At 61.1% G+C, this 13811-nt stretch carries 12 protein-coding genes; 3 read left to right on the top strand and 9 right to left on the bottom strand.

Annotated features, from left to right (window positions below):
- Positions 1 to 88: 88 nt before the first annotated feature.
- The 7 genes from EC919_RS16540 to EC919_RS16510 all read right to left on the bottom strand — a co-directional run bounded on the left by EC919_RS16540 (position 89) and on the right by EC919_RS16510 (position 8645).
- On the bottom strand, positions 89 to 280 hold the full coding sequence (locus EC919_RS16540; protein WP_074886829.1) for a hypothetical protein: 192 nt from the start codon (positions 278 to 280) through the stop codon (positions 89 to 91).
- Entirely contained in the window at positions 277 to 1416 is a 1140-nt protein-coding gene (locus tag EC919_RS16535; protein WP_133775514.1) for a PepSY-associated TM helix domain-containing protein, read from the bottom strand. Before EC919_RS16535 ends, EC919_RS16540 begins: the two co-directional genes overlap by 4 nt.
- Positions 1417 to 1497: 81 nt before the next feature.
- A complete protein-coding gene (locus EC919_RS16530) occupies positions 1498 to 3933 on the bottom strand; it encodes a TonB-dependent siderophore receptor (RefSeq protein ID WP_133775513.1) in 2436 nt (811 codons plus the stop codon).
- A gap of 368 nt (positions 3934 to 4301) precedes the next feature.
- Complete coding sequence (locus EC919_RS16525; protein ID WP_208294991.1) at positions 4302 to 5285, bottom strand: FecR family protein; 984 nt, start codon at positions 5283 to 5285, stop codon at positions 4302 to 4304.
- 5 nt (positions 5286 to 5290) lie between these two features.
- Positions 5291 to 5770 carry an RNA polymerase sigma factor gene (locus tag EC919_RS16520; RefSeq protein ID WP_243842280.1) on the bottom strand — a complete coding sequence of 160 codons (480 nt, stop codon included), beginning with the start codon at positions 5768 to 5770 and terminating at the stop codon, positions 5291 to 5293.
- A 210-nt stretch (positions 5771 to 5980) separates the two neighbouring features.
- Complete coding sequence (locus EC919_RS16515; RefSeq protein WP_133775510.1) at positions 5981 to 6700, bottom strand: 3'-5' exonuclease; 720 nt, start codon at positions 6698 to 6700, stop codon at positions 5981 to 5983.
- 10 nt (positions 6701 to 6710) lie between these two features.
- The gene (locus EC919_RS16510) at positions 6711 to 8645 is read right to left on the bottom strand and encodes a putative nucleotidyltransferase substrate binding domain-containing protein (RefSeq protein ID WP_133775509.1); all 1935 of its coding nucleotides are present in this window, start codon (positions 8643 to 8645) and stop codon (positions 6711 to 6713) included.
- A 233-nt stretch (positions 8646 to 8878) separates the two neighbouring features.
- Here EC919_RS16510 and EC919_RS16505 point away from each other — a divergent pair, with 233 nt between their 5' ends.
- The gene (locus EC919_RS16505; protein ID WP_163022123.1) at positions 8879 to 9325 is read left to right on the top strand and encodes a response regulator; all 447 of its coding nucleotides are present in this window, start codon (positions 8879 to 8881) and stop codon (positions 9323 to 9325) included.
- 225 nt (positions 9326 to 9550) lie between these two features.
- Here the strand turns inward: EC919_RS16505 and EC919_RS16500 are convergent, their stop codons facing one another.
- On the bottom strand, positions 9551 to 11728 hold the full coding sequence (locus EC919_RS16500) for a malate synthase G (RefSeq protein ID WP_133775508.1): 2178 nt from the start codon (positions 11726 to 11728) through the stop codon (positions 9551 to 9553).
- A 50-nt stretch (positions 11729 to 11778) separates the two neighbouring features.
- Here EC919_RS16500 and EC919_RS16495 point away from each other — a divergent pair, with 50 nt between their 5' ends.
- Together EC919_RS16495 and EC919_RS16490 are read left to right on the top strand one after the other, a co-directional pair.
- Positions 11779 to 11991, top strand: coding sequence for a hypothetical protein (locus tag EC919_RS16495; protein ID WP_133775507.1), 213 nt, complete (start codon positions 11779 to 11781; stop codon positions 11989 to 11991).
- 218 nt (positions 11992 to 12209) lie between these two features.
- The gene (locus EC919_RS16490; RefSeq protein WP_133775506.1) at positions 12210 to 12728 is read left to right on the top strand and encodes a glycine cleavage system protein R; all 519 of its coding nucleotides are present in this window, start codon (positions 12210 to 12212) and stop codon (positions 12726 to 12728) included.
- Positions 12729 to 12788: 60 nt separating this feature from the next.
- Here the strand turns inward: EC919_RS16490 and rarD are convergent, their stop codons facing one another.
- Positions 12789 to 13682 (bottom strand): EamA family transporter RarD, encoded by an 894-nt coding sequence (gene rarD / locus EC919_RS16485; RefSeq protein ID WP_133775505.1) that lies wholly within the window; start codon positions 13680 to 13682, stop codon positions 12789 to 12791.
- Between the last annotated feature and the right edge of the window lie 129 nt (positions 13683 to 13811).

The following is a 13811-nucleotide window of genomic DNA, read 5'->3' as shown; positions in this document are numbered from 1 at the left end:
CGGATGCGCGCGCCCCTGCCATCGTCAAGGCAAACCGGGTCATTGGGTACGGTTCGATGTAAATCATGTAGAAGCAGGGTTCGGTGAATCAAACCCGCTTGCGTGCCATCAATCCTTTGCAGCTGTACCAGGTCGGAATGGCCATGCCCACCCAGGCGAGTACATCCCACGCACCGTCGCCGAGCAGCGCGGCGAACAGGCCGACTGCGGTCAGCAGGGCGATCCAGCCGGGCGTGCCGAAGGTCTTCCAGAACGCCGAATGCTTTTTGTGTCGGGTCATGCCACTTCTGCCTCGACTGCGACGGTCTTAGCCGCGGCGACTGTGGCGCGACGGCGGACCCACCACAGGTACAAACCACTGCCGAGGACGATGATCGTCAGCACATCCAGCGCAGCCCAGAGGATTTTCATCGGCATGCCGCCGTAGTCGCCGAAGTGCAGCGGTTGCGACAGCAGCAGCGCGTCCATGTACCACGGGCGTCCCAGTGTTGCCGTGACGTGCAGGTCCTGGGCGTCGATCAGGACAGGGGTCAGTAGGTGGGACGTCAGGTGTGTGTCGCCCTTCATGAATACGGCGTAATGATGCTCGCTGGAAAAGCGTGAGCCGGGAAAGGCAATGAAGCTTGGCTCGGCGCCGGGGACAGTGGCTTTGGAAATGTCGATCAATCGGGTCGCCGGCGCGCGTTCGGTCAGGGGCGGGGCGTCCTTGTACGGCGCGATCATGGTCATCAGCGCGTCGGTGCGCCATTGCGCGATCACCAGATCGGCGCAGGCATTGAGGACTCCGGTCAGGCCGACGACCATGGCCCAGGTCAGCGTCACGACGCCGATCAGGTTGTGCAGGTCGAGCCAACGCACCCGCGTGGATTTATTCGGCCGCACTGTGGCGAAATCCAGTCGGCGCATGAAGGGCGCGTACAACACGACGCCGGACACGATCGCCATGACAAACAGCAGTCCCATGAACGCCAGCAACAGCTTGCCCGGCAGCCCCGCGTACATGTCCACGTGCAGGCGCAGCATGATCATCATGAAACCGCCGTTGGCGTTCGGCGTTTCCATCGCCTCGCCGGTGCGCGCGTCGAGCATGAAACTGTGGGATTCGTTGGGGTCGCCGCCGGCGGTCTTGCCCATGATGGCGTAGACGCCGTTAGGGTCATCGTCGTCCCAGCCAAAATACTGCATCACGTCGCCGGGGCGATGGGCTTCGGCTGAGCGGACCAGCTGCTCAAGGTCCAGATGCGGGGTGCCGGCCGGCATCTCCTTGAATTCCGGCGCATCGCCCGTCAAGTGAGCGATCTCGTGACTGAAGATCAACGGCAAGCCAGTGATCGCCAGCATCAGCAGGAATGCCGTGCAGATCAGGCTGGTCCACGTGTGGATGAAAGACCAGCGGCGGATGGTTTGGCTTTTCATGTGGAAATCCGGAGTCAGCGAAAGCGACAAAGGCCGCTGTATGGGAGCGGCCCTTGTTTCAGGTAATGAGAGTTTAAAGCATTACCATTTGTAGTCTACGCTCGCGAGCACCGTGCGACGGTCGCCGTAGTAGCAATAGAAGCCGTCGCAGGTGGATACGTATTCCTTGTCGAATACGTTGTTGGCGTTGACCGACACGCTCACGCCCTTCAACGATTTGTTCATGCGCCCGAGGTCGTAATGCACGGCGGCGTCGTAGACGGTGTAGGCATTGCTGTGACCGTAGTTGGAATCGGCGACAAAACCGTAACTGCCGATTGCAATGTTGTCGGTCTCGCCAATGTACCGTGCGCCAAAGCCCAGGCCGAAACCGTCGAGTACGCCGGTGTGCCAGGTGTAATCGCCCCAGATCGCCGCCTGGTTTTCAGGCGTCAGTGGCAGCGGACGATTCTTGTCCAGTGGGTCGGTGACTTTGGTCATCTTGCTGTTGGCGTAGGTGTAGGACGCCGTCACTTTCAGGTTGTCGGTGACATCGCCCACCGCTTCCAGCTCGAAGCCGCGCACCTTCGCCTCACCCAGAGGACGCTGCACGCCAAGGATGTCGCTGAGCACGATATCGCGACGGGTCAGGTCGTAAGCGGCCGCAGTGAAGATGATGTTGGTGCCCGGAGGCTGGTATTTGAGGCCTACTTCGTACTGCTTGCCCGTCCCCGGCTGGAACGCCACGCCATTGGCGCCGCCTTGCTCGGCCTGGAAGGACTCGGCGTAGGAAATGTAGGGCGTGAAACCGGAATCGAAGACGTAGCTGAGCGCGGCATTGCCGGTGAACGCGCTGTCGGTGCGGTCGTCGGACTGATCGCTGTTGTAGAACTTCGATTCGGTCTTGAGCAGATCCTGCCGCCCGCCCAGGGTCAGACGCCAGTTATCCAGGGCCAGTTGGTCCTGAAGGTAGATGCCGACGTCCTGGGTTTTCTGGTTGTAGTCCTGAAACGCGGTATAGGCGACGTTGCTGAAGTCCTGCCCGTAAATCGGTTTGGCGATGTTGCTGGTCGGCGCGTTGCCGTACTGCCACTTGTAGTTGTGGTTCACGCGCTGATAGTCGAGCCCCAGCAACACGGTGTGCTTGAGCGCGCCGGTGTCGAAGTCGGCTTGCAGATTGTTGTCCAGCGCAAACTGGGAAATGTCCTCGTTCACGACATTGGCGCCGCGAGCAACGGTGCCATCGTCGGACACCGAGCCGAAATAACCGCCTGCCGTGATCCCCTGAAAGGAAAGGTCGCTTTTGGTGTAGCGGACGTTCTGCTTGAACTGCCAGACGTCGTTGAGACGATGCTCAAAGGCATAGCCCAACGCGTAATAGGTTTTGTCGTAGAACTCCCAGTCCGGATCACCCAGGTTTTCGTGGTACTTCACGCGGCCCACGGCTGACGGGTATTTGGTGCCCTGAATCGGCAGGAACTGGCTGGTGATGCCGGTATCGTCCCGATTGAACTGGCTGAGGAAGGTCAGCTTGGTGTCCGGGTCGATGTTCCAGGTCAGGCTCGGCGCGATGTTGTAACGCTTGTCATCGATGTGATCCACCGAGGTGCCGCTGTCACGCACGACGCCACTGACGCGGTACTCGAAATTATCGGCGTCGTCGATCTTGCCGGTGCTGTCGAAGCTGATCTGCTTGCGGTTGTAAGTGCCGACCTGAACCTGCACTTCGTGGCTGGCTTCGGCTTCGGGGCGACGACTGACCATGTCGAGCATGCCGCCCGGCGGGGTCTGGCCGTACACCGAGGATGCCGGGCCACGCAGGAGGGCGATGCGCTCCAGGTCCCAGGTTTCCATCTTCGGCATCACGTAGGCGCCTTTTGGCAGCGGCAGGCCGTCGAGGAACTGAGTGGGTTCGAAGCCTCGGACCTTCAGCCATTCGGCCCGGCTGTCACTGCCGTAACTGCTGGCAACCACGCCTGGCATGTAACGAACGGCGTCGTCGATGTTCTGTACCGCGCGATCCTGCATCTGCTGCCGGGTCGCGACCGAGATCGAGCGAGGTGCTTCGACCAGTGCGGTGTCGGTCTTGGTGCCGGCTGCGGTGCGACTCGCGGCGTATCCCTGCGCCGGGCCCCACGCGCTTTCGAAACTTTCCTGACTGCCTTGAATGCTGGTGGCCGGCAATGCCATCGCACCTTCAGGCGCAGCCACCAGTGTGTAGGTGCCCGCTGTCGTCAGATTCAGTTGCAAGCCTGTGCCGCGCAGCGCTTGGCCCATCGCGCCTGGCGCGTCGAACTGGCCCTGAACCGGTGCCGACGTGCGGCCTGCCGCCAGTGCCGGATCCAGCGATAAGGCCAGGCCTGCCTGACTGGCAATCTGCGTCAGCGTCGCGGACAACGGCGCGGCGGGCAGATTGTAGGCGCCTACGCTGGACGCCTGGGCAGCGGCCATCAGCGGCGCACTGAGCATCGGCGCGGCAATGGCGACGGCAATAGCCAGCAGGCTCGGTCGAAGAAGGGTGTGAATCGTGCGGGACATGAACGGCACCTCGATGGAAATGGTTCTCAATGCCTATGTGCCGAACGAGATCTGAAAAGTGATAGGGCGTGGCGAAAATTAATCTGGATTAGCGAGCCCAACGATCATATTGGCCAATCACAGCCCTGCACTGACTTGGCTGAGCGAGCCGACGCATTCACCAGCAAGCTGGCTACAGCTTGAGATCTCCGGCGCCAGGCGCAAAACACTGTAGGAGCGCGCTTGCCCGCGATTGCGGTGGGCCAGCCAACTTATCCAGTGGCTGATAATCCCCGTTCGCGGGCAAGCGCGCTCCTGCAAGTGAGCTGCGTTGAATCCGTAGGCTACGACAGTCCATTACCTGAGCCGGCTTGCTGGCGAACCCCGATTCACAGCGCCGTGGCAGGCCTCTTCTCGCTGCCCACCACCGTCACCCACCATTGCGTACGCGCTTCGATCTGCACGGGGAGTGTGGGCGTCAGTGCCTTGAGCGCCAGGTCGGTGTTGGTCAACGGAAAGCTGCCGGTGATGCGAAGGTCCGCCACGTCTTTCGCGACGCCGAGATGGCCCTGACGATAACGGGCAAGCTCAGCGACCATGTCTGCCAGACGGGCGTTATCGACCACCAGCATGCCGCGCATCCAGGCGCCGGTGCCGGGCGCAAGGGCGAGCATGGGGCCGAGGCTGTTGCGATGAATCAACATCTGCTGCCCTTCGTTCAGCACCTTTTCATGATTCGACGCTTGCGGGTGCACGGCGACGGCTGATTGCAGCACGCTCAGCAGCGTGCCGTCGGCCTGCCGCTTGACCAGAAACTGCGTGCCCAGGGCGCGCATTTGCCCTTCGGGGGTTTCAACGATGAACGGACGCGCGTCGTTGTGGCTACCGGTTTCCACGAAGATCTCGCCTTCCTGAAGCACGATCCGTCGCTGTGTGGCGTCGAATCGCACGTCCAGCGCGCTGTGGGTGTTGAGCCGAATCAGGGTGTTATCCGACAGGCGAATGATGCGTTGCTCCCCGGTGGCGGTGCGCAGGTCTGCGAGCCAGTAATCCACCGGCAGCAGGCGATCACCCAGAAACAGCGTCAATCCCAGCGCCAGCGCGACCCCTGCAACCCCGCGGCCGAGCTTGCGCAGACGCAAGCCCATGCCATCTCGGGAACGCAAAAGCGCCGAGCGTGCCGGCCCGGTGGTACCGGCGAAGCGCTGATCGACCATGCCCAACTGCATCCAGGCGCGCGCATGCTCGTCGCTGGCGGCGTACCACTTGGCGAATTCTTCACGCTCGGCTTCGCTGCCCCGGCCGCAGTCCAGGCACAGTTGCCAGGCGATGGCGGCGTCCAACACGTGGGATGAAACAGGTCGGGTGGAAATACGGCTCATGTCGGCTCGCCATACAGCGCGATGTAGCACTGGCGCAAACCCTGCGCCAGGTACTGACGCACGCGGGGCACCGAGACGCCGAGGGTTGTGGCGATCTCTGCGTGGGGCATGCCGTCCAGGCGGTTGTACAAAAAGGCGGCGCGCGCCTTGCTGGAGAGCTTGCCCAGCAGACGGTCGATGGCCTTGAGGTCTTCGAGAATCAGTTGCTGCTCTTCCAGGGAAGGTTGTTCGCCCTCGGGAACCAGCATCAGTTCGTCCAGATACGCCTGTTCCAGCGCGGCCCGGCGGAAGTGGTCGAACAACAAGCCCTTCGCGATCGAGACCAGAAAGGCCCGGGGTTCGCGGGGTTCAAGCAATTGCTCGCGGCCCAGCAGACGAATGAACGTGTCCTGGCTCAGGTCTTCGGCGCGGTCCGGGCAAGCGACGTTGCGTCTGAGCCAGCCCAGCAGCCAGCCGCGATGGTCGCGGTAGAGCATGCCGACGAGCTGCTGCTGGGGACTTTGAAGTGACGACACAAGCGCACCGAGGAGAACAAAGGGGCTAACGAGAATTGTTCGCGATTGTGTCAGAGCTGCCCAATGCTGGCAATTGGTCCTTGTAGGAACAAGCCGAACGGTTGATGTACGAATCGACCATTCATTCTGTAAGGCGAAAAGGGATCCAGGGGCAGGTGTAGAGGATGAACGCTAAAACGAAGGCGACTGCTGCTGCCGTCGCCATTTCGCCACGCCTTGCTCAAGCTGTGCAGGGGTTTCGATCCCCTGTCGCCTGGCGTGGCTGAACAGGATCATCGCGAGCTCGGCGGTCACCAACGCATCGGCGCTGGCGTGATGGCGCTCCTCGGCGTGAAGCCCGAAGAATCGCGTCCAGTCGTCCAGGCCTGCCTGACGCAGATTCGCGTTCGGGCAAAGGAAGGGTGCGATGTGAGCGACATCGATGAAAGGGTGCAGCAGGCGATAGCCCAAGCTCTCCTTTAATGCACGCCCCAGCATGTGCTCGTCGAATGCCGCGTGGAACGCCAGCAGTGGGCTGTCACCCACGAATGCCATGAAATCCAGCAGCGCTTCCACCGGCTCGCTGCCTGCCGCAATCGCGGTGGGGCCCAGCCCGTGAATCAATACGCTCGGGCTGAGTTTGTGATCGGCGCGCATCAGCGTGCGCTCAAACTGCTGACCCAGATCGATTGCGCCATCTTCGATGACCACTGCGCCGATCGACAGCACTTCGTCCCGCTGCAGATTCAGCCCGCTGGTTTCAAGATCAACCACGACCCACCGTTGCTGGCGCAACGTCTTCTGATCCAGCGCACCGGGGCCGGGCAAGGCGCGCAGACGCTGTTGCTGTTCAGGCGTGAGCTCAGGGGCGGCGGCGCGTTTGGGTGGCTTGAGCCAGCGGAACAAATTCATGAGCAGTCGCTTACAGTTGGTAGCGCACAGTGAGGCTGGTCTGCAGCCGCTGCGCCTGACGGAACGACTCACGCAGAATGCGCCGGTCCAGATGATTGAGCACATCCGGGTCGATGCGATTGGAGTACGGCAGGTTTTGCCGGTTCTGCTGCTGATGCTGTTGCATACGGGTTTGCTGGATGAAGTGATAAGCCTCTTCGTACGCCGCACCGTCCAGCGGGTCGATAACCTCTTTGGCCACCAGCTGACGCAGCCTGTCCAGCGTGTTGCTCGCCTCGACGCCGTTGGCCAGCGCCAGTAACCGCGCCCCATCGACAAATGGCGTCAGGCCTTGGGTCTTCAGATCCAGCGTGTCCTTTTCACTGCCTTTGCGCGCGACCACGAAATCCTTGAAACGGCCCACCGGTGGGCGTTGACGCAGGGCGTTGTCGGCCATCATGCGCTGGAACAAGGCGTTGTCTGCGACCTGCGCAAGAATGCTCTGACGCAATTGATCGCCGCCGCTTTCATCGCCCCACACCACGCGCAGATCGAAATAGATGGAAGATGACAGCAGGTTCTCCGGCGTGGCTTCGCGAATGAACGAGCCGAATCGCCGCGCCCACTCGATGCGCGACAGGCACAGCTGCGGATTGCTCGCCATGATCCCGCCCTTGCACAGCGCGAATCCGCACACCGCCAGGCTTTGATTGATCCGCTCGGCGATGGGCAACAGCCGGCCGCGAATTTCAGCGGCCTCGGCGGCGTCGCTGGCTTCGAAGAGAATGCCGTTGTCCTGATCGGTGTACAGCGTCTGCTCGCGCCGACCCTCGCTGCCGAAACACAGCCAACTGAAAGCGATGCCGGGATCACCTTTCTCTTCCAGCGTGAGTTCGATGACGCGACAGACCATGTGGTCGTTGAGCAGCGTGATGATCTGGGTGATCTGCGTGGACGAGGCGCCGTGGGCGAGCATTCGGTCCACCAGCTGGACAATGTCACCGCGCAGGTTGGCCAGCGAATCGATGCGCGGCGCGCTGCGGATGGTGCGCGCCAGATGCACCAGATCCACGCGCTGCAGCGAGAACAGGTCGCGCTCGGAGACCACGCCACACAGACGCTGATCCTTGACCAGGCAGACGTGGGCGATATGGCGCTGGGTCATGGCAATGGCGGCATCGAAGGCGCTGGCGTCCGGACTCAGGTAGAACGGCGCTTGAATCATGCTGCGTTCGATGGGTTCGCCGAAGTCGGCGTCGATGTTGGCGACGACCTGACGCAGATCGCGCAGCGTGAAAATACCCAGCGGCGCTTTGGCCTCGTCCACGATCACGATACTGCCGACTTGCTGCTCGTCCATCTGGCGCACGGCTTCACGCAGCGGCGTGTCGGGGGAGCACGTCACCGGGTGACGCATCGCCAGTTCACCCAGTCGCGTGTTCAGGGAATATTGCGTGCCGAGTGTTTCCACCGCCTTCTGCTTTACTTGCTGATTCACCTGATCAAGCAGGCTGCTGACGCCGCGCAGGGCGAAGTCGCGGAACTCATTGGAGAGTGCGAACAACTTGATGAAGGCTTGCTTGTTCAACTGCAGGCAGAAGGTGTCTTCGGCCGCCAGATGTTCGGTTCGCGTGGCGCGTTCGCCGAGCAGCGCGGCGAGGGGAAAACACTCGCCCGTGGTGATTTCGAACGTGGTCTCGGTGCCGCCTTTTGCCGAATGAGGACGCTCACCCACCACGCGGCCTTGTTTGACGATGTAAAAATGTTCTACTGGCCCATCGCTAGGCTTGATGATGCTCTCGTCTGTAGCGTAGAAACGCAGGTGACACTGTTCGACAAGGTACGCCAGATGGGCGTTTTCCATCTGGTTGAACGGCGGGAATTTTTGCAGGAATTGCATCGTGCCGTGGATGTTCTGCAGAACGGCTGTTTTGCCTGCCTGGGTAAAAGCGTCCGCTTTGCTCATGACCGTTACCGCTTGTTTTTATTGACCCCATGGTCGACCGCTTATCGGGCAGTGCCCATTGGACGTAAGTCTTAGGTGACTGCGAAGGCGTTGAATCGCATCGAACCAAGGTGTAATACCGCAGCGATGCAGTTAGCGCGAGGCCTCAGGGCCCGGCATGAAGCCGACAGGATGTGCAGCGTATCTATCGCTTGCGCTGTCAGAATTGGAGTCGACAGGAAGATGAGACGGGTATGTTCGATCACAGTATTTTGAGTGATGAAGAGCGCGAAGCCCTCAATGAGGTGATGCTCGCGCCTGCGTCCCAATCGCCACAACGGGTACTGATCGTCGATGACGACAAGGATGCTCGGGAAGTTCTGGCCGAAATTCTCAGTCTCAATGACATCAGCTGCATCACAGCCGCCGGCGGCACCAGCGCCATGCATCTGCTGCAGACCCGACCGTCCATTGCGCTGCTGATCACCGATCTGCGCATGGCGCCGTGCGACGGGCTGGATCTGATCCGCAGAGTGCGCGAATCGGACCGTGCAGAGTTGCCGATCATTATCGTGTCCGGCGACGCCAACGTCCGCGACGCCATCGATGCGATGCATTTGAGCGTGGTGGATTTTCTGCTCAAGCCGATCAACACCAAGCAGCTGTTGCGGCTGGTGAAGCGGGAACTGGAAATGGCATAAGAGCGTCGCCTGTGGATAGGGGCGCCGACGGGTTGAGAACGTTTTACCTGTATGACCGCATCAAGTGTAGGAGCGCGCTTGCCCGCGAAAGCAGTCTGGCAGGCAATATCTCCACAACAGCTATACCGCAATCGCGGGCAAGCGCGCTCCTACAATGAACAGAGTGGTGAAACAGAAAAGGCGGTGTCCATTTGCGTGGACACCGCCTTTTTGTTTGGGCGCTGGTTACGCCCCGTGTTTCGCCTTGAACTCCCGACGGCGGCGGTGCAGCACCGGCTCGGTATAGCCATTGGGCTGCCGCGTGCCCTCGATCACCAGTTCAACCGCTGCCTGAAACGCGATGTTGCTGTCGAAATCCGGTGCCAGCGGGCGATACAGCGAATCACCTGCGTTCTGACGGTCCACCACCGGTGCCATCCGCTTGAGGCTTTCCATCACCTGCTGCTCGCTGACTACGCCATGGCGTAGCCAGTTGGCAATGTGCTGGCTGGAGATCCTCAGCGTGGCACGGTCCTCCATCAGGCCGACGTCGTTGATGTCCGGCACCTTCGAGCAGCCAACGCCCTGATCAATCCAGCGCACCACATAGCCGAGGATGCCTTGGGAGTTGTTGTCCAGCTCGTTCTGAATCTCTTCCGCCGTCCAGTCGGTGTTCGGCGCCAGCGGGATGGTCAGGATATCGTCGACGGAGGCCGGCGCGCGCTGGGCAAGCTCGGCCTGACGCGCGAACACATCGACCTTGTGGTAATGCAGCGCGTGCAGCGCAGCAGCGGTCGGTGAAGGAACCCAGGCGGTATTGGCGCCGGCCAGCGGATGGGCGATTTTCTGTTCAAGCATCGCGGCCATCAGATCAGGCATCGCCCACATGCCTTTGCCGATCTGCGCGCGCCCTTGCAGGCCGCATTTCAAACCGATATCGACGTTGGAATTTTCATACGCGGCAATCCACTTTTCCGCCTTCATCTGCGCCTTGCGTACGACAGGCCCCGCTTCCATTGACGTGTGGATCTCGTCGCCGGTGCGGTCCAGGAAGCCCGTGTTGATGAACACCACACGCTCGCTCGCCGCCTGAATGCAGGCCTTGAGGTTGATCGTGGTGCGGCGCTCCTCGTCCATGATCCCGACTTTCAGCGTGTTGCGCTGCAGGTTCAGCACCCCTTCGATACGCCCGAACAACTCATTGGTGAACGCCACCTCCTCCGGGCCGTGCATCTTCGGTTTGACGATGTATACCGAGCCGGTGCGGCTGTTGGCGCGGGAGGTATTGCCCTTGAGGTTGTGGATCGCCGCAAGGCTGGTCAGCAGGCCGTCGAGAATGCCTTCCGGCACTTCGTTGCCCTGATTGTCGAGAATCGCATCGATGGTCATCAGGTGGCCGACGTTGCGCACGAACAACAGCGAGCGGCCATGCAGCGTGACGGGTTCGCCGGTGGGCGAGGTGTAGACGCGGTCGGCATTCATCGTACGGGTAAAGCTAGTGCCACCTTTGGAGACTTCTTCGGACAGATCGCCCTTCATCAGTCCCAGCCAGTTGCGGTACACGACGACCTTGTCGTCGGCGTCGACGGCAGCGATGGAGTCTTCGCAATCCATGATGGTGGTCAGCGCCGCTTCCATCAGCACGTCTTTGACGCCAGCCGGATCGGTCTGGCCGACCGGGCTCGTGGCGTCGATCTGGAGTTCGAAGTGCAGGCCGTTGTGCTTGAACAGCAACGCAGTCGGCGCCGATGCGTCGCCCTGGAAGCCGATCAATTGGGCATCGTCGCGCAGGCCGGTGTTGCTGCCGCCCTTGAGGCTGACAATCAACATGCCATCGACCAGCTTGTAGCCTGTGGAGTCAACGTGGGAGCCCGCCGCAAGAGGGGCGGCTTCGTCCAGAAAGGCGCGAGCGAAGGCGATGACTTTGTCGCCGCGGACCCGGTTGTAACCTTTGCCTTTTTCTGCGCCGCCGGCTTCGCTGATGGCGTCAGTGCCGTACAGCGCGTCATACAACGAGCCCCAGCGGGCATTCGATGCATTGAGCGCGAAACGTGCGTTCATTACCGGCACCACCAATTGCGGGCCGGCCATGCGCGCGATTTCTTCGTCGACGTTTTGTGTGGTGATCTGGAAGTCTGCCGCTTCTGGCAGCAGATAGCCGATTTCCAGCAGAAACGCCTTGTAGGCGACTGCATCGTGGGCGTTGCCGGCATTGGACTGATGCCAGGCGTCGATACGCGCCTGGAATTCGTCTCGTTTGGCGAGCAGGGCTTTGTTCTTCGGTGCGAGCTCGTGGATGAGCGCATCGGCACCGGCCCAGAATGCAGCGGCGTCGAGGCCGGTTCCGGGAATGGCTTCGTTGTTCACAAAATCCAGCAGGACGTTGGCGACCCGCAGGCCACCGACTTGAACGTGTTCAGTCATTGCTTGCCTCACTCTGCTCAGCTATCTGCGCTTCAATCACGAGCGCTTTCTTGTTAAAGCCATCGACGTCGCTGCGTGCCCTTCCAGAACATGCCGTTGCGGGCGGCTGGGCGGGGCGGCGGGCACCTGAGGTGAAGCGCTTGAAACAGGTTCTGGCCTTGCAGGAACATCGGATCAGGCCTGGATTCGACATCTATGTAGTGAACGCGAAGCGATACTATATGATGAGTTGCGGCATGAAAATCGGGCTGAATGTGCACTGAGCGACCGGAAATGGGTGTTCGGTCACACGGCGGCATCGGATGTTCTCAAAGAACGTGCAGATTGTTCCAGATAATTATCAGGATCGTACACAAAAATACGAGCGTGCCGACGCCGCTGCGACCGGGGCAGACGTGCCTATACTCCCCACAACCACCCCGCGACCCATGAGGCGTGGTATTAAACAGGCCTCAGTCGCTGCACATAAAAGGAGTCGTTTGTGGATCATCTTATCGTCACGGTGTCTGCGCTGGACAAGCCAGGCGTGGTCGAGCAGCTCGCGGGATGCATTGCCGATCACGGCGGCAATTGGCTGGAAAGCCGTATGTCACATATGGCCGGGCAGTTCGCCGGGATCCTGCGGGTCAGCGCGCCGGTCGACGCCCATCAGCCCCTGCGCAGTGCGTTGGAAGGGCTCTCGGCAAAAGGCATCCGCGTCCTGTTCGCCGAAGTCCTTCCGGAAGCCTTGCCGGAGTGGAGACCCATCACCATGGATCTGGTGGGCAATGATCGATCCGGGATCGTGCGTGACGTCACTCGCGTGCTGACCGAGCAAGGCGTCAACCTGGAGCACCTGGTGACCAGCGTCGAACCTGCGCCCATGAGCAGCGAAACGCTGTTTCGCGCCCATGCCGAGTTGGGATTGCCGATGGATCTTTCACTGGATGTGCTGCAGCAGCGGCTGGAAACCCTGGCAGATGACCTGATGGTGGAGCTGCATCTGCCGACCGACGAGTGATCGATGTAACCGCTGCAGGCCTGATTGTTTAAAAGGCCTACAGCGGCGTACCCGATTCGGTCAGGCCTGGGCGCGTTTGCGCAGCGAGCGCCAAGCGTCGAAGCTGTAGATGATCAACCCGGACCAGATAAAGGCAAAGGTCACCAAAGTGGCCGAGGGCATGTGTTCGTCGTACAGCACAACCGCCAGGGCCAGCACGAGCGTCGGCGCGATGTACTGCAGGAAGCCCAGGGTCGCGTAGGGCAGATGCCTCGCTGCGGCGTTGAAACACACCAGCGGCACGAGGGTCACCGGACCCGCCGCCGCCAGCCAGAGCGCCTCGGATGTTGTCCAGAATTCCGGCTGCGCGCTGTGGGCAAGCGGGTTGAAAATCAACCAGCCCACGGCCAGCGGCACCAGAATCCAGGTCTCCACCACCAGCCCGGGCAGTGCGGCCACCGGCGCTTTTTTACGAATCAGGCCGTAGAAGCCGAAGGTGAACGCCAGCGCGAGCGACACCCACGGCAGGCTGCCCACTTGCCAGACCTGCTGAAGCACGCCGATCAACGCCAGCATCACTGCGACCCATTGCAACGGCCGCAGCCTTTCACGCAGCAGCACCATGCCGAGCATCACGTTGATCAGCGGGTTGATGAAGTAACCCAGGCTGGCTTCGACCATGTGGTTGTTGTTCACGGCCCAGACGTAAAATAGCCAGTTAGCGGCGATCAGCGTGCCGCTGCAGGCGAGAATGGCGAGGCGTTTGGGGTTATCCCGCAGTTCTTGCCACCAGCCGGGATGCTTCCAGACCAGCAGAAGAAGCGAGCCGAAGATGGCCGACCAGATCGCCCGATTGACGATGATCTCCAGCGAAGGGACGCTGGCAAGCACCTTGAAGTAGATCGGAAACAGTCCCCAGATGATGTAGGCGCTCAGGCCCAGAATGTACCCGCGACGCGGGTTGGCAGCTTGCATGAATGGTCCTTCGGCAAGTTTTTTGTTGTGGTGTCAGGCTAATGGGCAGGTGTAGGAGCGCGCTTGCCCGCGATCGCGGTGGATCAGTGGCACGGCGGGTGCTGGAGAAATCCATTCGCGGGCAAGCGC

This window comes from Pseudomonas graminis, assembly GCF_004364335.1.
Lineage (GTDB): Bacteria > Pseudomonadota > Gammaproteobacteria > Pseudomonadales > Pseudomonadaceae > Aquipseudomonas > Aquipseudomonas graminis_D.
The sequence above is the reverse complement of the archived record's forward strand: the minus strand, read 5'-3'. Positions and strand labels throughout refer to the sequence as shown.